The sequence below is a fragment of the Micromonospora sp. CA-248260 genome (assembly GCF_050942205.1).
In the GTDB taxonomy this organism is placed as follows: Bacteria; Actinomycetota; Actinomycetes; order Mycobacteriales; family Micromonosporaceae; genus Micromonospora; species Micromonospora antibiotica.
In genome coordinates this window covers 3992449-4016287 of record NZ_CP192021.1, presented here as the reverse complement: position 1 = coordinate 4016287, position 23839 = coordinate 3992449, and the positions used below count along the sequence as shown (strand labels likewise).

17 protein-coding genes are annotated in these 23839 nt (G+C 72.3%); 8 read left to right on the top strand and 9 right to left on the bottom strand.

What is annotated here, in order from left to right; genetic code table 11:
- Window positions 1-29: 29 nt before the first annotated feature.
- The 3 genes from ACQP2H_RS17730 to ACQP2H_RS17720 all read right to left on the bottom strand — a co-directional run bounded on the left by ACQP2H_RS17730 (window position 30) and on the right by ACQP2H_RS17720 (window position 3512).
- The gene (locus tag ACQP2H_RS17730) at window positions 30-1271 is read right to left on the bottom strand and encodes a cytochrome P450 (protein WP_208566658.1); all 1242 of its coding nucleotides are present in this window, start codon (window positions 1269-1271) and stop codon (window positions 30-32) included.
- Between the two features lie 112 nt (window positions 1272-1383).
- The gene (locus ACQP2H_RS17725) at window positions 1384-2214 is read right to left on the bottom strand and encodes an alpha/beta fold hydrolase (RefSeq protein ID WP_433233587.1); all 831 of its coding nucleotides are present in this window, start codon (window positions 2212-2214) and stop codon (window positions 1384-1386) included.
- Window positions 2215-2222: 8 nt separating this feature from the next.
- Window positions 2223-3512: a nucleotide disphospho-sugar-binding domain-containing protein gene (locus ACQP2H_RS17720; RefSeq protein WP_219462705.1), complete on the bottom strand. Its 1290-nt coding sequence runs from the start codon at window positions 3510-3512 to the stop codon at window positions 2223-2225.
- Window positions 3513-3904: 392 nt separating this feature from the next.
- Between ACQP2H_RS17720 and ACQP2H_RS17715 the strand changes: the two genes are divergently transcribed.
- Window positions 3905-4324, top strand: coding sequence for an SCP2 sterol-binding domain-containing protein (locus ACQP2H_RS17715; RefSeq protein WP_372443995.1), 420 nt, complete (start codon window positions 3905-3907; stop codon window positions 4322-4324).
- A 66-nt stretch (window positions 4325-4390) separates the two neighbouring features.
- Here ACQP2H_RS17715 and ACQP2H_RS17710 read toward each other — a convergent pair whose 3' ends face one another.
- Complete coding sequence (locus tag ACQP2H_RS17710) at window positions 4391-6058, bottom strand: (2,3-dihydroxybenzoyl)adenylate synthase (protein WP_363823887.1); 1668 nt, start codon at window positions 6056-6058, stop codon at window positions 4391-4393.
- 412 nt (window positions 6059-6470) lie between these two features.
- On the opposite strand from ACQP2H_RS17710, the gene ACQP2H_RS17705 reads away from it, so the two are divergent.
- From ACQP2H_RS17705 to ACQP2H_RS17680, 6 genes are all read left to right on the top strand, one after another.
- A complete protein-coding gene (locus ACQP2H_RS17705; protein WP_433233585.1) occupies window positions 6471-11789 on the top strand; it encodes a type I polyketide synthase in 5319 nt (1772 codons plus the stop codon).
- Window positions 11790-12016: 227 nt separating this feature from the next.
- Window positions 12017-12499, top strand: a complete 483-nt coding sequence (locus ACQP2H_RS17700; RefSeq protein ID WP_219462701.1) for an SgcJ/EcaC family oxidoreductase — start codon at window positions 12017-12019, stop codon at window positions 12497-12499.
- Window positions 12500-12530: 31 nt separating this feature from the next.
- Window positions 12531-12986 carry an SgcJ/EcaC family oxidoreductase gene (locus ACQP2H_RS17695; RefSeq protein WP_219462693.1) on the top strand — a complete coding sequence of 152 codons (456 nt, stop codon included), beginning with the start codon at window positions 12531-12533 and terminating at the stop codon, window positions 12984-12986.
- Window positions 12987-13112: 126 nt separating this feature from the next.
- Window positions 13113-13595, top strand: a complete 483-nt coding sequence (locus ACQP2H_RS17690; RefSeq protein ID WP_219462682.1) for an SgcJ/EcaC family oxidoreductase — start codon at window positions 13113-13115, stop codon at window positions 13593-13595.
- A gap of 172 nt (window positions 13596-13767) precedes the next feature.
- Window positions 13768-15345 carry a GMC family oxidoreductase gene (locus ACQP2H_RS17685; protein WP_219462673.1) on the top strand — a complete coding sequence of 526 codons (1578 nt, stop codon included), beginning with the start codon at window positions 13768-13770 and terminating at the stop codon, window positions 15343-15345.
- Window positions 15346-15424: 79 nt separating this feature from the next.
- Window positions 15425-16612: an acyl-CoA dehydrogenase family protein gene (locus tag ACQP2H_RS17680; protein ID WP_208566649.1), complete on the top strand. Its 1188-nt coding sequence runs from the start codon at window positions 15425-15427 to the stop codon at window positions 16610-16612.
- A 91-nt stretch (window positions 16613-16703) separates the two neighbouring features.
- Here the strand turns inward: ACQP2H_RS17680 and ACQP2H_RS17675 are convergent, their stop codons facing one another.
- Window positions 16704-17075, bottom strand: coding sequence for a YciI family protein (locus ACQP2H_RS17675; protein ID WP_219462671.1), 372 nt, complete (start codon window positions 17073-17075; stop codon window positions 16704-16706).
- A gap of 113 nt (window positions 17076-17188) precedes the next feature.
- On the opposite strand from ACQP2H_RS17675, the gene ACQP2H_RS17670 reads away from it, so the two are divergent.
- Entirely contained in the window at window positions 17189-18781 is a 1593-nt protein-coding gene (locus tag ACQP2H_RS17670) for a DHA2 family efflux MFS transporter permease subunit (protein WP_208566647.1), read from the top strand.
- 291 nt (window positions 18782-19072) lie between these two features.
- On the opposite strand, the gene ACQP2H_RS17665 is transcribed toward ACQP2H_RS17670, so the two are convergent.
- The 4 genes from ACQP2H_RS17665 to rfbH form a co-directional block, all read right to left on the bottom strand.
- Window positions 19073-20308 (bottom strand): acyltransferase family protein, encoded by a 1236-nt coding sequence (locus ACQP2H_RS17665; protein ID WP_219462670.1) that lies wholly within the window; start codon window positions 20306-20308, stop codon window positions 19073-19075.
- Between the two features lie 324 nt (window positions 20309-20632).
- On the bottom strand, window positions 20633-21850 hold the full coding sequence (locus tag ACQP2H_RS17660; RefSeq protein ID WP_219462668.1) for an RNA polymerase sigma factor: 1218 nt from the start codon (window positions 21848-21850) through the stop codon (window positions 20633-20635).
- On the bottom strand, window positions 21847-22218 hold the full coding sequence (locus ACQP2H_RS17655; protein WP_219462666.1) for a YciI family protein: 372 nt from the start codon (window positions 22216-22218) through the stop codon (window positions 21847-21849). Before ACQP2H_RS17655 ends, ACQP2H_RS17660 begins: the two co-directional genes overlap by 4 nt.
- Before the next feature lie 218 nt (window positions 22219-22436).
- On the bottom strand, window positions 22437-23741 hold the full coding sequence (gene rfbH, locus ACQP2H_RS17650) for a lipopolysaccharide biosynthesis protein RfbH (RefSeq protein ID WP_208566643.1): 1305 nt from the start codon (window positions 23739-23741) through the stop codon (window positions 22437-22439).
- Between the last annotated feature and the right edge of the window lie 98 nt (window positions 23742-23839).

The window sequence follows — 23839 nt, the reverse complement described above, 5'->3', positions numbered from 1 at the left end:
CGGGTCACCCCCCTCCACCGCGGTCCCCCTCACCAGGTCACCGGCAGCCGGTCGAGGCCGTAGATGTTCGACTCCTTGCGGAACGGCAGGCCGTCGAGCTCCTCGGCCAACCGCAACCCGGGGATCCGGGTGAACAGGGAACGGAAGACGATCTCCAGCTCGGCGCGGGCCAGGTTCTGCCCGATGCACTGGTGGATGCCGTAGCCGAAGGCCATGTGGTGCCGGGCGCCCCGGTGGACGTCCAACACCTCCGCGTCGGGGAAGACGTCGGTGTCCCAGTTCGCGGAGGCGAACGACAGCAGCAGCCCGTCGCCGGCCCGGACGGTCACCCCGCCGACCTCGATGTCGGCGGTGGCCACCCGGGGCAGCGCGTCCACGACGGTGAAGTAGCGCAGCAGCTCCTCCACCGCCAGGCCCATCGCCGCCGGATCACCGGTGACCACGGCGAGCTGGTCGGGGTTCTCCAACAACCCGGCCACCCCCAGGGAGATCATGCTGGCGGTGGTCTCGAAGCCGGCAACCAGCAGCAACATCGCCAACCCGACGAGCATGTCGTGGTCGAACAGCGGGGTCTGCCGGTTCTGCACCACCAGCCGACCGAGCAGGTCGTCGGTCGGTTCCGCCTCCTTGGCGGTCACCAGGCGGTCGACGTAGGCCCGCAGCTCGCTGCTGGTCTGCTGGCGCTGCTCGGCGGAGACCGTCCGGCGCAGCTGCGCGTCGGCGCTGCGCACGATCAGGTCGCGGTCCTCGTACGGCATGCCGAGCAGTTTGGTGATCATCGAGGCGGGGACCGGCAGCGCCAACGCGGCGACCAGGTCCACCGGTTTCGGCCCGGCCAGGATCGCGTCGATGCACTCGTCGACGGTGCGTTGGATGTGCGGACGCATCTCCTGCGCCCGGCGCAGCGTGAAGTCACCGATCAGCATCCGCCGCTGCGGACCGTGCTCCGGCTGGTCGAGCCCGATCAGCGAGCGGCCGACCGCGGCGATGTTGCGCCGGGTCTGCGGGGTCACCGGCTCGGTCAGCGGCAGGTTGGGGTGGAACCGGTTGGCGCTCACCCGGGGGTCGGTCAGCAGCCGGCGGACGTCGGCGTAGCGGGTGACCAGCCAGGCGAGTTGCCCGTCCGGCACCCGGACCCGGCTGACCGGCGCCTCGGCGCGCAGCCCGACGTACTCGGGGGCAGGGGCGAACGGGCAGGTCCGGGGCATCGGGAAGTCGGGTGCCTCCCCGGTGGACGCCGCATCGGCGGCGTATGTGCTGTTGACGGTCATCACGGTCCTTTCGCGGTGTGCGTCGGTGGGCCCGGACGGTGGCGACCCGGCACGCGGAGCCGACGGCGTACCCGGTGGCGACCCGGGACGCGCCGCGGCGGCGCGGGCCGGCTCATCCCGGATGCCGGGCGAGATGGGCGAGCAGGGCCGCGGAGAGCCGGTCGGGGGCCTCCTCGGGCACCCAGTGCGACACCCCGTCCAGGGCGAGGAACTCGTACGGGCCCTTCACCCAGGCGGCGGTGCCGTGCGCGGCGACCGGCCCGACACCGATGTCGGCACTGCCCCAGACATAGAGCGTCGGCACGTCGACCGGTCCGGCCTCGACGTCCTCCGGCCGGGTCGCCCGGTACCAGTTCAGCGCGGCGGTCAGCGCGCCCGGCGCGGTCAACCGGTCCAGGTAGGTCGCCAGCTTCGCCGGCCCCACCGCCGCGCCCAGCATCCGGCGCAGCAACGCCGCGTCGTCGGCCAGCAGCATCCCCTCGGCCTGCCCCGGCTGCCGGAACATCGCCAGGTACGCCGAGCGGCTCTGCTGGTCGGGATCGGCGGCCAGCGCGTCGGCGAACGGCCGGGGATGCGGCACCGACACCGCGGTGAAGGTGCGCAGCAGCTCCGGGTGCCGATCGGCCACCGCCCAACCGATCGCCGCCCCCCAGTCGTGCCCGACCAGGTCGAACCGGTCCCAGCCGAGCTGCCCGGCGACCGCGACGACGTCGGCGACCAGGGCGTCCATCCGGTACGCGTCGACGTCGTCGGGGCGTACCCCGGGGGAGTAGCCGCGCTGGTCCGGTGCGACGGCGTGGTGACCGGCGGCGCCCAGCGCGGCGAGTTGGTGCTCCCACTCGACGGCCCCCTCGGGGAAGCCGTGCAGCAGCAGCACGCCCCGGCCGTCGGCGGGGCCGGCGGTCAGCGCGTCGAAGGTGCCGGCGTCGGTGGTCAACCGCAGCGGTGTGGTCATGCCGGCCGCCCGGCCCGTGCGGCGGCCACGTCGCGGTACTGGTCGACCAGCCGGTGCAGCGCCGGGACCAGGTCGTTCGGGGTGGGCAGGCCGGCCACCTGGGTCCGCAGCCGTTCGGCGTTCGCCTTGAACGACGGGTCCTTGAGCACCCGGGCCAGATCCTCGGCGAGGGCCTCGGAGGTGAGGTGGTCGGCGTCGGCGACGAACCGGCCGGCCCCCTGCTGTTGCAGGCCGTTGGCGTGGGCCAGCGGCCCCCACCACTGGAAGCCCCAGTGCGTCCCCGGAATGATCAACTGCGGGACGGCCTGCTCGATGGCGGTGGCGAAGGTGCCCGCCCCGCCGTGGTGCACGATCGCCGCGCAGCTCGGCAGCAGCATGGCCAGCGGCACGAAGTCGACCACCCGGACGTTGTCCGGCAGCTTCGGGATGGTGGCGAGCTGCTTGGCGTTGAAGGTGGCGATCACCTCGGCGTCCAACCCGCTCACCGCGTCCAGCAGATCGGCGGCGGGAGCCTCGGTGCCGCGCCCGTTGCGGTGCGACTCGCCGAGGGTGAGGCAGATCCGGGGCCGCTGCTGCGGCTCCCGCAACCAGTCGGGGATCCGGGCCGGCGGGTTCACCGCGATGTGCCGCACCGGCACCAGGTGCAGCCCGTCGGGCTGGTACTGCCACGGCGGCATCGGGTCGATGGTGAAGTGCCCGACGGCGACGTCCTCGTCGAACCGGGTGCCGTAGCCGGTCAACACCCGGTCCAGCCAGTCACGCAGCGGATCGCCCTCGTCCCGGGCGGCCCGGCGCAGCTGGGTGATCCCGTCCGGGCCCATCATCATCCGGGCGTGCGGCACCCCGCACACGGTGGCCGCGGCCGGCGCGGCGTACACCATGGAGTCCCAGACCACCAGGTCGGGCCGCCACGAGCCGATCAGCGCGACCAGGTCGGCGATCATCTCGTCGGTGGAGAACAACGCGAAACCCCAGGACGCGCGGGACAGCTTCTCCAACGGGTTGTCCCGGGGGAAGTCCTGCTGCAACGGCATCTCCTGGCGTTCACCGGGCGCCATCACCACCGCAGGCGCCTCGCCGGGGCGTACCCCGGGGTAGAACGCCGGCATCTCCGTGCGCGTCCGACCCACCTCGACCGGGACGAACCCGGCCGCGATGATGGCGTCGGCGATCTCGGGCTGACTGGCGACGCGGACGTCGTGTCCGGCCGTGCGCAGCGCCCACGCCAACGGCGTCATGATGTGCAGGTGCGCCTTGTTGGCGTGCGGCACGAAGAGCACTCTCATCCGGTCTCCCTCAGCTCGGTGTGGCCTGGCTCGGCAGGCGCGGCGGCCGGGACACGACCGGCACGCGGACATGCTGCTGCGCCCCCCGTCGACCTCCTCCCCACCATGATCTCGGCCCGGTCGCCCCCGGACATCTCCATACATGCCCTTTCCCCGTCGGGCACCGGGCATCGTCGAAGTAGGAACCCGCCGCCGACCTCTCCATACTCGACGGACAGGCGGCGCCACCCCAGCACCGGCCGCCCACCGGTCGGGTGCCCCGCACGGCGGCGGCACCGCCGGCCGCCGTCGTGCTCGCGCCGCGCGCGACCGCCCGGCCAGCTGCCGGCACGGCCTTCCCTGCCCGTACGACGAAAGGGACCCCCATGTTCGCCGACGCCGACCCTGCCCTGATGGAACCCCGAGACTTCGCCCGACTGGTCACCGCCACCCCCGTCGACGAACTGCGCCGGGTGATGGGCGGCCCGCACCGCCGCACCATCCTCGACGGCATCTTCGTCCGGATGCCCACCCTGTTCCGGGCCGACCGGGCCGGCAACACCGAGGCCGTCCTGCACTGGAGCGTCGGCGACCGGCGCGAGGGCACGGTGGACACCTACGAGATGGTGATCGCCGGCGGCGAGTGTGTGCTGTCGGAGCGGCCGGACCGGGAGCCCCGGCTCACCCTGACCCTCAGCGACATCGACTTCCTCAAGCTGGTCAGCAGCAGCGCCAACCCGGTCACCATGTTCGTGCTGGGCCGGATGAAGGCCAAGGGCGACCGGGGACTGGCCATGCGCATCCCCACCCTGTTCGACATCCCGAAACCCTGACCCGGACGCGGCGGCGGGGGCGCACCCGGTGCGCCCCCGCCGCCGTGTCCCCGTCGCCGGCCCGGATCAGCCGGCCAACCGGCGGCTGATGTCCGCCCGCAGCTGCTTCTTGTTCACCTTGCCCACCGCCGTGAACGGCAGCTCGTCGACGGTCACCAGCCGCTCCGGCAGCTTGAACGCGGCCACCCCGGCCCGCTGCATCACCGCCCGTACGTCCTCCAGGGCCACCGCCCGGCCCGGCTGCGGCACCACGTAGAGGCAGACCCGCTCACCCAGCTCGGCGTCCGGCATGGCGACCGCGGCGGCCAGGCTCACCGCGTCGAGCTGGTAGGCGAAGTTCTCCACCTCCTCGGCGGAGATCTTCTCCCCACCCCGGTTGATCAGGTCCTTGTCCCGCCCCTCGATGACCAGGTTCCCGTCCGGCCGCAGCCGCACGATGTCGCCGGTGTTGTACCAGCCGTCGACGAAGGCCCGCGCGGTCAGCTCCGGCGACCGGTAGTAGCCGCGCGGCGTGTACGGCCCCCGGGTCAACAGCACCCCCGCCTCGCCCGGCGGCACCGGCCGACCGTCCTCGTCGACCAGCCGCAACTCGTCGTCCGGGCAGATCGGGCGGCCCTGGGTGTGGCACACCACGTCCGGCGGGTCGGCCGGGCGGGTCAGGCAGAGCAGCCCCTCCGCCATCCCGTACACCTGCTGCAACGCGCAGCCCAGGACCGGGGTGACCCGCTGGGCCACCTGGTCGGCCAGCCGGGAGCCGGCGACCTGCACCCGGCGCAGCGAACCGAGGTCCCGGTCGGGGTCCTTCTCCCGGTACTCCAGCCAGCGTTGCACGGCGGCCGGCACCAACGAGGTGAAGGTGACCTGCTCCCGCTGCACCGTCTCGAACGCGCGCTCCGGTGCGGGCGACGGCAGGATCACCACCCGGCCACCGGCCAGCAACGTGCCCAGCAGACCCGGCCCGGCCATCGGGTAACCGTGCGCCAGCGGCAGCACCGCCAGGTAGACCGTCGACGCGTCCACGTCGGACAGCTCGGCCGCCCGGCGCATCATGTACCCGTAGTCGTCGTGGGTCCGGGCGATCAGCTTCGGCACCCCGGTGGTGCCGCCGGAGAGCAGGAACAGGGCGACCGCCGAGCCGGCGGGAGCGGCGGCGTCGAGCGCCGACCGGGCCGCCGCCGGGTCGTCCGCCGGCCGGCACAGCCGCCGCAGGTCGACACTGTCCGCGCGGACCTCCGCCCCGGCCACCAGCACGTGCCGCAGGGTCGGGGCGTCGGCGGCCACCTCGTGCGCCAACGCCTGGTGGTCGAAGTCCTTCAACACGTCCGGTACGACCAGCGCCCGCGCCCCCGTCAATGCCACGATCGCGGCGATCTCCTGCCGACGGTGCGCCGGCAGCGCCATCACCGGGACCGCGCCCAGCCGGAAGCAGGCCACCGTCAGCACGACGAACTCCCAGCAGTTGGGCAGCTGCACCACCACCCGGTCGTCGGGGCGTATCCCCAGCTCCCGCAGGCGGGTGGCGGCCCCGTCCGCGCGGGCGGTCAGCTCGGCGAAGGTGAGCCGTACCGGGCCGTCGACCAGGCACGTCGCGGTGGGGTCGGCGTCGGCGGCGGCGTACAGCTGCGCCCCCAGCGAACGGTGAGTCCAGTACCCCCGCTCGGTGTACCGCGCCACCAGCTCCGGTGGCCACGGCACGGTCCCGTCGAGGGTAGGTCGGGTCGCTTCTGCGGACATGTGGGTCCTCCCGATCCGGTGGGTCGACGCGGCGCACCGGCGTCGGGGCCCGCGCGGCGCGACCGAGGAATTCGCGTGTCGAACTCGCGGGGAAACCGTACGGAGGCGCACCGCCGAGTTCCTTCTCCCGCATTGCGCTATTGCGCCGCCGGGCATTAACGGAGGTCACGGCGGGTGCCGGTGGCCGCCGTCGGCCGCCGACGATCGCACTCAGGAAGGTGCCCCTGTGATCGGTGGGGGAACAGGATGTTCCGCAGTTGAGGTCAGCGTCCGGACCTGACCGTCACCGCGACATTTCCGAAGGACAGCGACCACCGCATCCGGCTGTGTTCCGGGTGCGGTCGGCGATGTGGAGAGGAGCCTGGACGTGAGCCAGGATGGGGAATTTTCTGAGGCAGTGGCCATTGTCGGTATGAGCTGCCGGTTCGCCCCTGACCTTGACTCGTTGGAGAAGTTCTGGGCATTTCTCATCGGTGGTCGACATGCCGTGAGCGCCATGCCCGACAAGCGGTGGGAACCGTACGCCTCGACCAGCCCCCAGGCCACCGCGATCCTGCGGAAGACGACCCGACTGGGCTCATTCCTCGACGACATCGAGGGATTCGACGCGGACTTCTTCGGCATCTCTCCCCGGGAGGCGGACTTCCTCGACCCGCAGCAGCGGATCGTGTTGGAGTTGGCCTGGGAGGCGCTGGGCAACGCGGGTGTGCCGCCGTTGTCGCTGCGCGGTTCGGACGCCGGTGTCTTCGTGGCGGCCAATTCCAACGACTACGGCCGCCGCCTGCTGGAGGACATTCCGCGGACCGGGGCATGGGCGGTCAACGGCACCACCTACTACGGCATCGCCAACCGCATCTCGTACTTCCTCGACCTGCGGGGCCCCAGCATGGCGGTCGACACCGCCTGTGCCGGTTCCCTCACCGCGCTGCACCTGGCCTGCCAGAGCCTGCGCGAGGGGGAGATCCCGCTGGCCGTCGTCGGCGGGGTCAACATCATGGCCAGCCCGACCCTGTTCGTCGCCCTGGACGCGGCCGGGGCGACCGCCCCGGACGGGCGCAGCAAGGCGTTCGCCGCCGACGCCGACGGCTACGGCCGGGGCGAGGGCGCCGGCGTGGTGGTGCTCAAGCGGCTGTCCGACGCCCGCCGTGACGGCGACGAGGTGCTCGCGCTGATCCCCGGCAGCGGGGTGTTCCAGGACGGCCGCTCCGACGGGATGATGGCGCCCAACGGCTCCGCCCAGGAGCACATGCTCCGGGTGGCCTACGAGCGTGCCGGCATCGCCCCGGAGACGGTGCACTACGTCGAGGCGCACGGCACCGGCACCCCGGTCGGCGACCGGGAGGAGGCCAAAGCGTTGGCCGCCGTCTTCGGCGCCGGACGGCCCGCCGACGAGCCCTGCCTGATCGGTTCGGTGAAACCCAACATCGGTCACGTCGAGGCGGGCTCGGGCATCGCCGGTGTGATCAAGGCGGTGCTGGCGTTGCGGCACGCCGAGATCCCGCCGAGCCTGCACCGCGAGCCGAACCCGGACTTCGACTGGGCCGCCTCCGGGCTGCGGCTGATCGGCGAGCGGTCCCCGTGGCCGGCCGGCGACAGCCCGCGCCGGGCCGGCGTGTCCAGCTACGGCGTCGGCGGGTCCATCTCGCACGTCATCCTCCAGGAGGCGCCGCCCGCCGTGGCCGCCTCGACCGGGGCCACGGCCGACCCGGCGCAGGCCGGTACCGCCTCGACCGAGGTCGTCGCCGGGGCCCGGCCGTCGGTGTACCCGCTCTCGGCGATGTCCGAGGCCGGGGTGGCGGCGCTGGCCAGCCGCACCGCCGACTGGCTGGTGGAGCACCCGGGGGCGTCCCTGCCGTCGGTGGGGCACACCCTGGCGCAGCGCCGCTCGCACCTGCCGCAGCGGGCCGCCGTGCTGGCCGCCTCACCCGGGGAACTCGTCGAGCGGCTGCGGGAGGTGGCCGACGGCCGCACGACCCCGCAGGTCGCCCGGGGTCGGACGGTGGCCGATCCGGCCCCGGTGGTCTGGGTCTTCTCCGGCCACGGCGCGCAGTGGGCGGGCATGGGCCGGCAGTTGCTGCGCGACGAGCCGGTCTTCGCCGCCGCCGTCGACGCGCTGGCCGAGGTGTTCCGCGAGGAACTCGGCTGGACGCCCCGCGAGGCGCTCACCGCCGGCGGCCCGTGGAACGGCGTCGAGGTGCAGGCGTTGACCTTCGCCACCCAGGTCGCCCTGGCGCAGACCTGGCGGTCCCGGGGGCTCACCCCGGCCGCCGTGATCGGGCACTCGGTGGGGGAGATCGCCGCCGCCGCCGTCGCCGGCAGCCTGGACGTGCTGGCTGCCGCCCGGTTCGCCTGCCAGCGGGCGCGCGCCCTGGAACGCCTCCAGGGCCAGGGCGGGATGGCCATGGTCGGGCTCGGCTTCGACGAGGCCCGGCAGCGGCTCGCCGGTTCGGTCGGCGTGGTCGCCGCCATCTCGGCCAGCCCCACCTCCACCGTGCTGTCCGGGGACCGGGAGACCGTCGAGCAGATCGTGACGCGTTGGCGCGAGGAGGGGGTGGCGGTGTGGCGGGTCGACACCGACATCGCCTTCCACAGCCCGCACGTCGACGCCGCGGTGGCCGAGGTCGCCGCGGCGGCCGGTGCGCTGCGGCCCGGAACGCCCCGCACCCCCCTCTACAGCACCGCGTTGACCGACCCCCGGTCGACCGCGCCGCGTGACGGCGCGTACTGGGTGGCGAACCTGCGTGAGCCGGTGCGCTTCACCGACGCGGTGACGGCGGCGGTCGCCGACGGGCACCGGGTCTTCCTGGAGGTCTCCACCCACCCGGTGGTCACCCACTCCATCGGGGAGACCCTCGCCCACCTCGGCGTCGAGGACGCCACCGTCGTGCACAGCCTGCGCCGCGACACCGACGAGGAACGTGCCCTGCTGGCCGGCCTGGCCCGGCTGCACTGCGCGGGCGCGGCGGTGGACTGGGAGCGGCTGCACCCGACCGGTTCGTTGCTGCCGATGCCCTCGGTGGCCTGGCAGCACCGGCCGTACTGGATCTTCCCGGAGGCCCGGGCCGAGTCCGGTCCCGGCGGGGGGCACGACCCGGAGCGGCACAGCCTGCTCGGCGGCCGGATGACGGTCTCCGGCGCCCCGCCCCGGCAGGTGTGGCAGACCTACCTGGACATGTCGTCGCGGCCCTACCCGCTCGACCACGAGGTGGTCGACGTCGAGATCACCCCGGCCGCCGTCCTGATCAACAGCTTCGCCCTGGCCGCCGCGGAGGACGGCCGGCTGCCCGCGCTGGCCGACATCGTGCTGCGTACCCCGCTGGCCGTCGCGCCGCCCCGGGTGGTGCAGATCGTCCTGTCGGAGAACACCGCCCGGCTGGCCACCCGGGTCGCCCCGCAGGACGGCGCCCCCGTCGTCGACGACGAGGAATACGAGTGGATCACCCACTCGACGGCGACCATCGACTGGAGCACCGAACTGGTCGACGGCCGGGTCGACGTCGACGAGGTGCGGGCCCGGTGCCCGCAGGAGTGGTCCTGGCAGCGGGTCGACGAGATGTTCCGCCGGATGGGCGTCGGCGGCTACGCGTTCCCCTGGGACGTCGTGGAGCTGCGCCGCAACGACGAGGAGCAACTCGCCGACATCGTCATCGTGCCGCCCCCGGCGCAGACGGCCACCAGTTGGGCGCACGTCATCGACGGCGCGCTGACCATCAGCGCGGTGCTGGTCACCCCGGAGTACGCCAGGCACCAGTGGATGTCCTCGCACATCGAGTCGGTCGTCTTCACGGGGGAACCACCGGCGCACATCACCGTCCACTCGGTGCGGTCGCCCAGGTCGCCGCAGGACACGGTGGACGTGCAGGTGGCGAACGAGCACGGCGAAGTGGTCTGCCAGGTGCGCGGCCTGCGGTTCTCCGCCATCTCGGACACCGACAGCGCGGTGGCCGCCCCCCGAGAGCTGGTGCACGAGGTGGTCTGGCGGTCGCTGGACCTCACCGTCGACGGCAGCAGCACCGAGCTGTCCCGGGTGGTCGTGGTCGGCGGTGACGCCGCCGCCGGTGACCTGGCCGGGGCGCTGGCCGGCACCGGGCTGCGTACCGTGCGGGTGGACGGCCCGGACGAGCTGGCCACGGTCGGTCTCACCCCGCGTGACGCGGTCCTGGTCGCACCGGGTGCCGGCGACGCCGGCGAGTCGGCCGAGCAGGCCGCCGAACGGTGCGGCTGGGAGCTGATCCACAGCGCGCAGGCACTGATCGAGGCCCAGGCGGCCGGGGGCGACCCGGCCGCCGCCCAGCCCCGGCTCTGGTGCCTGACCCGGGGCGTGCGGCAGGCGGTGGCGGAGCGGTCGCTGGCCCACGCCCCGCTGTGGGGCATCGCCCGGATCATCGCCGGGGAACACCCGGACCTGTGGGGTGGGGTCGTCGACCTCGCCGACGACGCCGACGTCCCCGCCGAGACCCTCGCGACGGTGCTGCGCCGGCTCACCGGCGACGAGGACGTCGTCTCGGTCACCGGTGGTGAGGTGGCGGTGCAGCGGCTCGGGCAGGTCGAGCGGCCCGCCGACGGCACCGCGTTGCAGTGCCGGCCGACCGACACCTACCTGATCACCGGTGGCCTCGGGGCACTCGGCCTGATGGTGGCCCGGTGGCTGGCCGACCGGGGGGCCCGGCGGATCCTGCTCGCCGGCCGCCGTGGCCTGCCGCCGCGCGCCGACTGGGACGGCGACCACGACGTGCGGACCCGTCGGCAGATCGACGGGGTGCTCGAACTGGAGGCGCTCGGGGTGACCGTCCGGACCCTGGCGTTGGACATCACCGACCCGGTGGAGGTCGCGGCGGCGCTCGACCCGGCCTCGCACGGCATGCCGGCGGTACGCGGCATCGTGCACGCCGCCGGCGTGGTACGCGACGCGATGGTGGACAAGGTCGACCGGGAGGGGCTGCACGACGTCCTCGGGCCCAAGGTGAACGGGGCGATGGTGCTGCACCGGCTCTTCCCCCCGGGCACGCTGGACTTCTTCGTGATGTTCTCGTCCTGCGGGCAGTTCACCCGGCTGACCGGGCAGACCACCTACGCGGCGGCCAACTCGTTCCTGGACGCCCTAGCGGCGCACCGGCACGCCGACGGTCACACCGAGACGACCAGCCTCGGCTGGACGTCCTGGCGCGGGGTCGGCATGTCCGAGTCGATCTCGTCGACCATGCTGGAGGCCAACTCCCGTGGCCTGGACGCGATCTCGGTGACCGAGGCGTTCCGGGCCTGGGCCTTCGCCGACCGTTTCCACAGCCCGTACCACGCGATCCTGCGGGTGCTGGCGCCCACCACCAACGCCCCCCGGCTGCCGATGCTGCGGGAGCTGACCGCGACCAGGTCGACCACCGAGGGCGGCACCGGTCAGGCGTTCAGCGTCGACTGGGTCGACACCCCGGAGCAGGAGCTGCGGGAACTGGTCACCGCCGACGTGCGGGAGCAGGCCGCCGCCGAGCTGAGCCTGGCCGCCGAGGACCTGGAGCTGCGCCGGCCGCTGGTCGAGCTGGGCGTGGACTCGGTGATGACGGTGGCGCTGCGGGTGCGGCTGCAGGGCCGGTACGGCCTGGAGCTGCCGCCGAACATCCTGTGGAACAAGCCGACCATCGCCGCCCTGGCCGACCACATCGTCGACAGTCTGCGCCCCGCGGAGCCCACCGACGACGACCCGGCCGACGACCCGGCCGCGTTGCGGGTGGGCTGACCCCCACCTGCGGCGATCCCGCCGTACCCCGGCCGGTGCACCCACCGGCCGGGGTACGGCTATTTCTCGTCCGCCCCCGGAAACGATTTCTCGGAAACGGTCTCCGACATCGCAATCGCGGAGATGTCAGCGGTGTCGGACCGCCGGAGGATAGGGGGGACGGACGGACCGTTCGGGGGTGAATGTGTCCACTGTCCGCAGTAGTCCCAGGAGAGGAAGCGACCACGATGTCCACTGGTACCCAGGTGGCTCCGGCCATTGACGGAGAAAAGGCACTCGACGCGTATTACGGGTCGTTCACCAGCGACCAGGAAAAGGAGGTCCTCACCGTTCCGTTGCGCCTGGTGCAGGCCTGGTCCCGCAACGACGCCGCCGGGGTGGCGAATGCGTTCACCGAGGACGGCGTGATGATCCTGCCGGGTGACGTGTTCAAGAAGGGCCGCGACGAGATCCGCTCGTTCATGGCCGCCGCGTACGCCGGGCCGTTCAAGGGCACCGGGGTCACCGGCCGCCCGGTCGACGTGCGGATCATCGCCGACGACGCCGCCCTGATCCGTACCCACGGTGGCATCCTCGCCGCCGGCCAGACGGACATCGCGGAGGAGCTGGCCGTGCGTTCCACCTGGGTCGTCGTCAAGCGCGACGGCCAGTGGCAGCTCGCCGGCTACCAGAACAGCCCGCGCGGCGCCGGCGCGACGCTGCGCTGGTGACCGGTCACCCACTCGGACAGGAGGAGACAGCATGAGCACCGAGGGCGCATCGCTCGTGGCCGGCGCCAAGCAGTGGGCCTCGTACTACGGCGACTTCCCCAACGGGGTGGAAGGGGCGGTGCTGACCGCGCCGCTGCGCTGCCGGGCGGCGTGGGACGCCAACGACGCCGAGGGCTTCGCCTCCCTCTTCATCGACAACGGCAGCATGCTGGTCGGCGACAACCAGCTGATGAGCCGCGACGAGATCCGGTCCTACCTCGGCGAGCTGTTCGCCGGCCCGTACAAGGGCTCCCGGTTGACCCTGGAGTTCAGCGAGATCCAGGTCGTCTCGGAGTCGATGGCGCTGGCGGTCAGCGTCGGCGGGGTCGTCTACGCCGACGCCGCCGCCCTCGCCCCGGGCGACAACGTCCGCATCATGTGGGTCGTCGTCAAGCAGGACGGCGACTGGCGGATCGCCTCCTACCAGAGCAGCCCGATCACCGGCTGAACCGGTCCCGGCCAGCGCCGGGGGCGACGAGCGCCCCGGTGCGCGCCGGGTGACCAGCGGGCCGTCCAGGGCCGGGACGACGAGGGGTCGGCCCGGCCCTGGACGACGAGAGGAGAAGAGGAACCGATGACCACGACCATGGCACCCTGGGGAGACGCCTCGGCGCTGCTGGCCGCCGCAGGTGTCCCCGAGGACCCGTCCTACTACCGGGGGTACACCGACGCCGACGAGCGGGCGGCGTTGACGGTGGCCATGCGCATCCAGGCGGCCTGGGCGGCCAACGACGCCGACATGTTCGCCGACGTGTTCACCGACAACGGCAGCCTGCTGATGCGCGACGAGCAGCTCACCAGCCGGGAGGAGATCCGGGCGTACATGTCCCGGGGTTTCGCCGGGCCGCTGCGAGGCGCCCGGGTGAAGGGTTGGCCGGTCGAGGTCAGCTTCCTCACCGACGACGTCGCTCTGGTGGTGACCGAGGGCGGCATCATCATGGCCGGCCAGGACGACATCGCGCCGGAGAACTTCATCCGGGCCACCTGGGTGATGCTGCGCCAACCCGACGGCCAGCTCCGGCTGGTCTCGCACCAGAGCAGCCCGATCAGGGGCTGACGCCGACGCGGTCGACGACGACCGCCCGACCGCCGCGGTCGTGGTGACGACGGGATCCCGATCACGGATCACCACGGCCCCGGGGCACGCCCGGCGGGGACCGCCCGGTCCCCGCCGGTGGCGCGGAGACCCGCGACCGACAACCGAGAACCTGACCTTGGAGGGTGCAGTGGTGTACGACTACGTCATCGTCGGCGCGGGATCAGCGGGGTGTGTCCTGGCCGCCCGGCTCACCGAGGACCCCGACGTCACGGTGTGCCTGATCGAGGCGGGTCCCCGGGACACCGCCGACAACATCCACGTCCCGGTGGCCTTCGGCACCCTGTTCCGCACCGCCCTGGACTGGGACTACGACACCCACGAGGAGCCGGCGCTGGGTCGGCGGCGGGTCTACCTGCCCCGGGGGCGGGTGCTGGGCGGCACCAGCTCGATCAACACGATGGTCTACATCCGGGGCGCGCGCGGCGACTTCGACGGCTGGGCGCAGCCCGGCTGGGGCTTCGACGACCTGCTGCCGTACTTCAAGCGGTCCGAGGACAACGAGCGGGGGGCGTCGACCTACCACGGGGTCGGCGGGCCGATGGCGGTCTCCGAGGGGCGGGCCAACAACCCGATGTCGTCGGCGTTCGTCGAGGCGGCCACCGACGCCGGCTACGGGGTCAACGACGACTTCAACGGCGCGGGGCAGGAGGGTTTCGGCTTCTTCCAGCTCACCCAGCGCGACGGCCGCCGGGAGAGCACCGCGACCGCGTTCCTGCACCCCGCCCTCGACCGGCCCAACCTGACCGTGGAGACCAACGTCCACGTGCACCGGGTGCTGATCGAGAACGGTCGGGCGGTCGGGGTGACCGGGACCCGGCTGGACGACACGCTGACCGTCACCGCCTCCCGGGAGGTCATCCTCGCCGCCGGGGCGTACAACTCGCCGCAGCTGCTGATGCTCTCCGGGGTCGGCCCGGCCCCGCTGCTGGGCGCGCTCGGCGTGCCGGTGCTGCTGGACCAGCCGCAGGTGGGGCAGAACCTCCAGGACCACGCGCTGATCCCGCTGGTCTACACCCACTCGCAGCCGATCAGCCTGCTCGCCGCCAACCAGCCCGAGCACCTGCAACGCTTCATGGCCGAGGGGCGTGGCCCGATGACGGCCAACGGGCCGGAGGCCGGCGGCTTCGTGCGTACCCGCGACGACCTGACCGCCCCGGACGCGGAGTTCCTGGCCGCGCCGGTGATGTTCGCCGACAGCGGGCTCGGCACCCCCACCCACCACTCGATCTCGTACGGCCCGTCGATGATCGCCCCGCGCAGCCGGGGGTACGTGCTGCTGGCCTCGGCCGACCCGACGGCCAAGCCGAAGATCGTGCACAACTACTTCCAGGACGAGCGCGACCTCGACGACGCGGTCGCGGCGACCCGGATCGGCATCCGGATCGCCCAGCAGAAGGCGCTGGCCCCGTACACCGAGGGACAGTTCGCGCCGCCGGCCTCGGACTCCGACGAGGACCTGCGGCACTACGTCCGGCAGTACGCCCACTCGATCTTCCACCCGGCGGGCACCTGCGCGATGGGCGCCGTGGTCGACGAGCAGTTGCGGGTCAACGGGCTGGAGGGGCTGCGGGTGGTCGACGCCAGCGTCATGCCCACCCTGGTCCGGGGCAACCCGAACGCCGCCGTGATCGCCATCGCGGAAAAGGCGGCGGACCTGATCGCCGGGGTCGCGCCGCTGCCCCGGCAGGCCGAGGCGGTCGCCCGGTGACCTGCCGCCCGCCCGCCGACCCGTCCGTTCCGGTGGGCGGCGTCCTGTCCGCCGACCGTACCCGCACAGGAGGAGTGAGATGACCAGCGCGACCGAGGCCCCCCCGAGGGAAGAACTGGTACGCCGCGCCAGCGAGCTGGTGCCGCTGCTGCGCCGGCACGCCAGCTGGCAGGAGGAGAACCGGCGGCTGCACGACGAGACGGTCGAGGCGCTGGCCGACGCCGGCCTGTTCCGGATGCGGGTGCCGCGCCGCTACGGCGGCTACGAGTCGGACACCCGCACCCTGCACGAGGTGATGGTGGAGCTGGGCCGGGGCGACGGCTCGGTGGCCTGGACGGCGTCGGTGTGGGCGATCCCCGGCTGGATGGTCGGGATGTTCCCCGACGCGGTGCAGGACGAGGTCTACTCCACCCCCGACGTGCGGATCTGCGGGACGTTGAGCCCGTCGGCCAGCGGCACCCCGAAGCCCGGCGGCGGGATGGTGCTCAACGGCAGCTGGAGTTTCATCAGCGGCGCCCTGCACAGCCACTGGCAGGAGGTCATCGCGATGGCCCCCGCCCCGGACGGGGTGAACCAGTGGCCGGTGATGGCCCTGGTGCCGCTGTCCGACCTGGAGATCGTGGACGACTGGTACACCGCCGGCCTGCAGGGTTCGGGCAGCATCACCACGGTGGCCCGGGACGTCTTCGTGCCGCAGGAGCGGATCGTGCCGATGCCCGCCGTGCTCCAGGGGCAGAGCGCCTCGGCGCTCAACCGGGACCTGCCGATGTACCGCAACCCGTTGCTCGGGGTGGCGAACGCCTCCTCGGCAGGTACGGTGATCGGGCTGGCCCGGGCGGCCCGGGAGTTCTTCCTGGAGCGGCTCGACCGCAAGATCACCTACACCGACTACGCGACGCAGCGGGAGGCCCCGGTCACCCACCTGCAGCTGGCCGAGGCGACCATGAAGATCGACGAGGCCGAGTTCCACGCCCAGCGGATCACCGACCTGGTCGACACCAAGGGTGTCAGCGGTGAGCCGTGGACGCTGGAGGAGCGGGCCCGGACCCGGGCCGACATCGGGGCGATCTGCCAGCTCGGGCGGGCCGCCGTCGACCTGCTCGGGATGGCCAGCGGTGGCTCGTCGATCCTGCGCCAGGCCCCGATGCAGCGGGTGGTCCGGGACATGTACGCGGTCAACCTGCACGCGCTGATGGTCCCGTCGACGAACCTCGAACTCTACGGTCGGGTGCTGTGCGGGCTGGAGCCCAACTCGCCGTACATCTGAGTGCCGCCCGCCGGGCACGGCGGACGGTGGGACGAAGAAACGGACCCGCGGCACCGGTCGGTGCCGCGGGTCCGCCCGCATGTGCGGGTCGTCACATGTCGGGGCCACCTGCGCCGAGCACCGGACGGACCTCGACGAGGCCGAAGTTGGCCTCCGGGATCCGGGCGGCGTGCCCGACCGCCTGCTCGATGGTGTCGCACTCGATCAGGTAGATCCCGGCGACGTACTCCTTGACCTCGGGGAACGGGCCGTCGGTGGTGGTGACCTTGCCGTCGCTGACCAGGACCTTCTTGGCCTGACCCTGGTCGGCGAGGGCCTCGGAGACGATCAGCTCGCCCGACTCGGCCAGATCCTCCACCAGCGACATGTGCGCCTTGAAACCCAGCTCCCGCTCGGTGTCGGACATGTTCTGCCAGGCGTCCCGGGTCTGCTGGTTGTGGCTGATCATGATCAGGTACTTCATGGGTGCCTCCTGAAGGCTCGAACTATTTGCTTACCCGTATGTCGAAACCAACGAGCCAGCTTCGACATCCAGGCAGAAGCGCACGTGACGTGCGCCGATGTCGAGGAGGGCACATGAGCACCGGTACCACACCGAGTTCGGACGAGGCGCTTGACGCGTCCGCGGACCGGCCGGATCCCCGTCGGTGGAAGGCGCTGGCGCTGCTCGGCTTCGTCCAGTTCATGTTCGTCATCGACATGACCGTGGTCAGCGTCGCGCTGCCGCGCATCCAGGGCGAACTCGACATGTCCCGGACCGGGCTGGCCTGGGTCGTCAACGGCTACGTGCTGATGGCCGGCGGTCTGCTGCTGTTCGGCGGCCGGCTCGCCGACCTGTTCGGCCGGCGGCGGATCTTCGTCACCGGCGTGGTCATCTTCGCCATCGCCTCGGTCATCTCCGGGGCCGCGATGAACCCCGAGATGCTCATCTACAGCCGCTTCCTCCAGGGCGTCGGTGAGGCGCTGGCCGCCCCGGCCGCGCTGGGCATCGTCTTCCTGCTCTTCTCGGCCCCGGCCGACCGGGTCAAGGCGGTCGGCATCTGGGGTGGCCTGTCGGGCCTGGCCGGCACGCTCGGCCCGGTCGTCGGTGGGCTCATCGTCGCCGACGCCAGCTGGCGCTGGATCTTCTACGTCAACGTCCCGGTCGCGGTGATCGCGCTGGCCCTGGTGGGCCGGCTGGTCGGCGAGACCCGGATGGAGCGCACCGGGCAGAAGTTCAACTTCGCCGGCGTGCTGACGGCCACGGCGGGTCTGGTGGCCATCGTCTACGGCCTGCTCCAGGCCGCCGAGCGGTCCTGGCTGTCGACGCAGGTGCTGCTGCCGCTCTTCGGCGGTCTGGCGCTGATCGGGCTGATGCTGCTGATCGAGTCGCGGGCCGCCGCACCGCTGATCCCGCTGCGGTTCTTCACCAACCGCACCCGCGCGGTGGGTTACCTGGTCGGTCTGACCCTCTCCTGCGCCTTCTTCGGGTTCACCTTCCTGACCACCCTCTTCGAGCAGCAGGTGCTCGGCTACTCGCCGCTCAAGGGCGGCCTCTCCTTCATCCCGGTGGGTCTGGGCATCGCCTTCGGCGTCGGGCTGTCCACCGGCATGATCCCGAAGTTCGGCGTCAAGCCGGTGATCATCGTGGGTCTGCTCGGGGTCACCGGCGGCCTGTTGCTGCTCAGCGGGATCTCCGTCGACACCCACTACGCCAGCGGCATCCTGCCCGGCATGCTGGTGCTGGGCGTCTTCTTCGGCCTGGCGATGCCCGGCACCGCCAACACCGCGCTCTACAAGGTGGGCACCCAGGACACCGGGCTCGCCTCCGCCATGCAGAACGTGATGCAGCAGGTCGGTGGCGCGCTCGGCCTGTCGGTCCTGGTGGCGCTGGCCCTGCGGCTGGGCGGGGACCGGCTCGCCGAGGGGGTGAACGCGAGGGTCGCGGCCACCGAGGGGTACGTGCTGTCCTACCGGGTCTCCGCGGTGCTGCTCCTGGTCGTCGCCCTCGTCGTGCTCCTGCTGCTGGAGAAGATCGGCATCCAGGGCGACTGGGCCACCCCCGACGACAAGACGCCGTCCGACAAGACCACCGCCGACGCCCCGTTGGCCGGTACCGGCGACGCCGACACCCCGTCGGGTGCCCCGGCCGCCGCCGACGACCGGACCGGTGCTCCACCCGCACGTTGACCGGTCGGCGTCCGGGTGGTTGCCGCCGCCCGGACGCCGTTCCCGCCCCGCACTGACCCACCCCCCGGGTCGGTGCGGGACGGGCCGGCCGGCCCTTCCCCGGGCCGGCCGGCAGCCCGGGACCGGCCGCACCGGTCCCGGTGTGCCACCCGGACCGTCCCCCCGGTCCGGGCCGGAGAACCTGCCGTCCCCCCGGCAGGCGTCAGCCCCGCCGGATCCCCCTTCCGGCGGGGCTGACTCGGCCCACGCGACCACCGGCGCCCGCGCGGCGCGGCGGTCGGTGTGCGGCGGTCAGTGTGCGGCGGTCTGTGGCACGGCCACCTCGGCCGGCTCCGTGCTCCGGCGACGCCGCCCGTTGAGCAGCGCCCCGATGAACGTGTAACGGACCAGGTAGCGGTAGCTGAGCAGGGTGAGGGGATAGGTGACCAGCAGGATGGCCGGGAACTTGACGAACCACGGCACCGCCACCTGCGACACCGCCGCCTGTAGCGCCATCACCAGCGGGAGGTGGACGACATAGACCCAGTACGACGCGTCGGCCACGTACCGGATCGACGGGTTCGGCCGGGACAGGTGCCGCATGGCCGCCCCGATCAGGCCCATCGTCCACGCCCACACGGCCAGCGTGTAGACGACCGCGTAGCCGATCTTGTGCCAGCCCAGCGACTCGGGTTCGGTGTCCGGGGTGAGCCCCACCATGGCCAGCGCGATCGCGGTGAGCACGACCGCCGCCACCAGGTTACGGGGGTACCGCCGCTCCCACACCCGGATCACGTCCACCTGGCGGTTGAGCAGCCAGCCGAAGCCGAACGCGCACCCGTAGGCGACCAGGCCCACCGGGTTGGGGATCAGCCCGTTCTCGGCCGGCGGCACCCCGTACCAGAGCAGCCAGTCCTGCTTGAGCAGGAAGGCGACGCAGAGCGGGGCGCCGACGACCAGCGGGGTGAGGTCACGGGCGACGACGTTCCGGACGATCGGGTCGACCAGTCCGCTGCGCCGGCTGCCGTCGGGGTCGAGCAGGTTGACCACCGCGCGGACGACCAGTGCCAGCACGTAGAGGACCAGCAGCCAGTAGAGGAACCACAGGTGGGTCAGCGGGAAGGTGCGCAGGGTCATCGGGGTGGCCCCGGGCACCTCCTCACCGGCCAGGTTCGCCGCGATGATGATCGCCACCACGGTGGAGACCATCACCACCGGCCAGAAGATCGCCAGTGGGGCGAGGATGCGCACGGCCCGGTTGCGGACGAACCCGGCGGTGCCGCGCCGGTGCAGCAGCAGCCGGGCGAAGAAGCCGGCGATCAGGAAGAACAGCGTCATCCGGAACACGTGGATGACGAAGTAGGTGCCGTTCATCACCGGGCTCGTCGACACGTCCCCCACCACCCAGGTGCGGGGCTCCAGGAAGGACAGTGTCGTGTGCAGCACGACGCCGAGGAGCAGGGCTCCCGCGCGTACCGCGTCGAGGGCGTGCAGTCGTTCGGAGGCGCTCGTGGCGGCGCCGGGGACAGGGGTCGAGGGGATGGCCATGTTCTGCTCTCCACTACCCGCGGTCTCGGGTCCGTCCCGATTCCGCGCGTTCGTCGGGCGTCGGGAATAGGCGGCGCCGGTAGCCCCGGAAGAGGTGGTGCGTGCTCCGGGCCGACCGGCCGGACAGCACTGAGGGAGTTGCTGTCGACCGCTACGGGGAGGCTATAAAACATAGACAATCATGGTCATCCGCGCTTGCGTCAAAATTGTTTCATCTTTCGGTTGCCGGCATCGGCCTTTCGGCCTTTCCGGCTAATTCGTCGTTTCTGCGTCTCGGTCGGGAGCGAATTCGGGAGCCCGTGGGCCGCCGGACTCACCGACCGGTCAGGCCCGTTGGGTCGCGCGTAGCCGCAGGAACCGCTGCTCCGGGACGCTGAGCGTCGCCTGGGCGGCCAGCAGGTAGTGCCGCCGGGCCTCCGCCCGGTCACCGAGCAGGTCGAGCAGATGGGCCCGCACGACGTGCACCCGGTGGTTACCGGCCAGCACCGGATCGGTCTGGGCGGCGGTCAGCTCCGCGAGCGCGGCCTCCGGCCCGTCCACCATGGCGACCGCCACGATCCGGTTCAGGGCGACCATCGGACCGGGCGCGATGCGCCGCAACAGGTTGTAGAGCCCGAGGATCTGGGGCCAGTCGGTGTCCTCGGCACGGGCCGCCTCGTCGTGCACCGCCGCGATCGCCGCCTGCACCTGGTACGGCCCGACCGGCGCAGTCGCCAGGGTGCGGGTGATCAACGCGACGCCCTCCGCGATGGCCCGCCCGTCCCACCGGGACCGGTCCTGCTCGGCCAGCGGAATGAGCGCCCCGTCGGGGCCGGTGCGGGCCGGCCGTCGGGCGTCGGTGAGCAGCATCAGCGCCAGCAGCCCGGTGACCTCCGGTTCGTCGGGCAGGCGCTCGTGCAGTTGCCGGGTCAGCCGGATCGCCTCGGCGGTCAGCTCGATCCGGTTGAGCGCCGGCCCCGAACTGGCCGTGTAACCCTCGTTGAAGATCAGGTAGAGGACCTCCATCACGGCGGCCACCCGGGCCGGCCGATCCTCGGGCGCCGGCATCCGGAACTCGGCGCCACTGGCCCGGATGCGCTGCTTGGCCCGGCTGATCCGTTGGGCGACGGTGGACTCCGGCACCAGGAACGCCCGGGCGATCTCGGCGGTGCTGAGCCCGCCGACCGCCCGCAGGGTGAGCGCCACCTGGGAAACCCGGGTGAGCGCCGGATGGCAGCAGAGCATCAGCAGGGTCAGCGTGTCGTCCACGGCGGAGACCCGACCGGGCTCCGGGGCGGTCAGGGCGGCCACCGCACGTTCCCGGCGGCGGCGGGCGGCGTCGTTGCGCCACAACTCCGTCCAGCGGCGGGAGGCGACCGTGGTCAGCCAGCCCCGGGGGTTGGCCGGCAACCCTTCCTCCGGCCACTGCACGGCCGCCGCGAGCAGGGCCTCCTGCACGGCGTCCTCACAGGTGTCGAAGCCGCCGTGCAGGCGTACCAGGGTGGAGAGCACCTGCGGCGCGTGCTCGCGCAGCAGGTCCTCGACGTCGGTGGTGACGGTCACGCGTCCGGCCGGGCGGCGTCGAGGACCGGGCGCACCTCGACCAGGCCGAGTTGCGCCTCCGGCACCCGGGCCGCGTGCGCCACCGCCTGCTCGATGGTGTCGCACTCCACCAGGTAGAAGCCGGCGAGATACTCCTTCACCTCGGGAAACGGGCCGTCGGTGGCGATGGTGCGGCCCCGGTCGACCCGGACCCGACGGGCCGTCGCCGGATCGGCCAGCGCTTCGGAGACGATCAGTTCACCGGCGGCGGCGAGGTCTTCGACGAGGGCGGCGTGGGCCTTGACGCCCAGTTGCCGTTCGGTGTCGGACATGTCCTGCCACGCGTCACGAGCCTGCTCGTTGTGGCTGATCAGGATCAGATATTTCACCGCACCTCCAAGGTCGGAGATGATTGTCCCACCGGTAGGTCACAACCAGCACCGTCGCTACGACACAATACAGACGTGCAGCTCAGCGTGGGTAGGTCGACGCGGCCACGGGGTGCCGCGTCGTTTTCGTCGGTGGGGTCGGCGACATCGGGTCGGCTGGTCGGCGAGGGCAGCCGAAAAGGAATTCGTCCTCTCGACTTCAGGCGTTTCCCCGTCGGTCATCCCCGGGCGGCGACGAAATCCAGGATCGACGCTCCGACATAGTCGATCATCTCGTCGGTGAGTGCCGGATAGACCCCCACCCAGAGGGTCTGCTCGGTGACGATGTCGCTGTTGGTCAGCTCGCCGACCACCCGGTAATGCTGGTTCAGGTAGGCCGGGTGCCGGGTCAGGTTGCCGGCGAACAGCTGCCGGGTGCCGATCCGCCGGTCCTCCAGGAACGCCACCAGCTCGGAGCGGGTGAACGGCGCCGCCGGGTCGACGGTGATGACGAACCCGAACCAACTCGGCTCGCTGTTCGGGGTGGCCTCGGGCAGCAGCAGGTGCGGCACCCCGTCGAGGCGCTCGCGCAGCCGACGCCAGTTGCGCCGCCGCAGCGCGGTGAACTCGTCCAGCTTGGCCAACTGGGTCAACCCCAACGCGGCCTGCAGGTCGGTCGCCTTCAGGTTGTAGCCGACGTGCGAGTAGATGTACTTGTGGTCGTAGCCCTGGGGGAGCGTGCCGAGCTGGTACTTGAACCGCTTCAGGCAGGTGTTCGACTCGCCCGGCGGACACCAGCAGTCCCGACCCCAGTCGCGCAGCGACTCGACGATCCGGGCCAACGCCAGGTTCGAGGTGAGCACGCAGCCACCCTCACCCATGGTCAGGTGGTGGGCCGGATAGAAACTCACCGTGGACAGGTCGCCGAACGTGCCGGTCAGCGCACCGTCGTAGGTGGAGCCCACCGCGTCACAGTTGTCCTCGACGAAGAACAGGTCGTGCGCGTCCGCCAGCTCCGCCATCTCCCGGGCCGGATACGGGTTGCCCAGCGTGTGGGCCAGGATGATCGCCCGGGTCTTCGGGCCGATCGCCGCGGCCACCCGCTCCACGCTGGTGTTGTAGGTGCCCAGATCGATGTCGACGAAGACCGGCACCAACCCGTTCTGCAGGATCGGGTTGACCGTGGTGGGGAACCCGGCGGCCACCGTGACCACCTCGTCGCCGGGGCGCAGCTGCCGGTCCTCCAGCAGGTCGGAGGTGAGCGCGCTCACCGCCAGCAGGTTCGCCGACGAGCCGGAGTTGGTCAGGTGCGCCTTGCGGCGGTGCATCTTGCGGGCGAACTCCGACTCGAACCTGCGGGCCAGCGGGCCGGCCGCGATCCGCATGTCCAGCGCGGCCTCCACCAGCGCCACCCGGTCCTCGGCGTCGAGCAGTGCCCCGGAGGGCCAGATCTCGGTCACCCCCGGGATGAAGGGCTGGTTGGGCTGTGCGTCCTGGTGGAACTTACGGACCTCGTCGAGCAGCAGCGCTCTACGGTCACTCATGCCCGGACTCCTTCTCGTGATCGCGACAGGTGTGCGTACCGGTGGTGGGGCCGCGCCGGTCGCCGGTCGGGCCGGATGCCGGCGGGACCCGGCGGCCG

Coding starts and splice junctions, on each gene's coding strand:
- ACQP2H_RS17730 (WP_208566658.1), bottom strand. CDS start 1,271: ATGACCGTCAACAGCACATACGCCGCCGATGCGGCGTCCACCGGGGAG.
- ACQP2H_RS17720 (WP_219462705.1), bottom strand. CDS start 3,512: ATGAGAGTGCTCTTCGTGCCGCACGCCAACAAGGCGCACCTGCACATC.
- ACQP2H_RS17715 (WP_372443995.1), top strand. CDS start 3,905: ATGGAACCCCGAGACTTCGCCCGACTGGTCACCGCCACCCCCGTCGAC.
- ACQP2H_RS17710 (WP_363823887.1), bottom strand. CDS start 6,058: ATGTCCGCAGAAGCGACCCGACCTACCCTCGACGGGACCGTGCCGTGG.
- ACQP2H_RS17705 (WP_433233585.1), top strand. CDS start 6,471: ATGAGCTGCCGGTTCGCCCCTGACCTTGACTCGTTGGAGAAGTTCTGG.
- ACQP2H_RS17700 (WP_219462701.1), top strand. CDS start 12,017: ATGTCCACTGGTACCCAGGTGGCTCCGGCCATTGACGGAGAAAAGGCA.
- ACQP2H_RS17695 (WP_219462693.1), top strand. CDS start 12,531: ATGAGCACCGAGGGCGCATCGCTCGTGGCCGGCGCCAAGCAGTGGGCC.
- ACQP2H_RS17690 (WP_219462682.1), top strand. CDS start 13,113: ATGACCACGACCATGGCACCCTGGGGAGACGCCTCGGCGCTGCTGGCC.
- ACQP2H_RS17680 (WP_208566649.1), top strand. CDS start 15,425: ATGACCAGCGCGACCGAGGCCCCCCCGAGGGAAGAACTGGTACGCCGC.
- ACQP2H_RS17675 (WP_219462671.1), bottom strand. CDS start 17,075: ATGAAGTACCTGATCATGATCAGCCACAACCAGCAGACCCGGGACGCC.
- ACQP2H_RS17670 (WP_208566647.1), top strand. CDS start 17,189: ATGAGCACCGGTACCACACCGAGTTCGGACGAGGCGCTTGACGCGTCC.
- ACQP2H_RS17665 (WP_219462670.1), bottom strand. CDS start 20,308: ATGGCCATCCCCTCGACCCCTGTCCCCGGCGCCGCCACGAGCGCCTCC.
- rfbH (WP_208566643.1), bottom strand. CDS start 23,741: ATGAGTGACCGTAGAGCGCTGCTGCTCGACGAGGTCCGTAAGTTCCAC.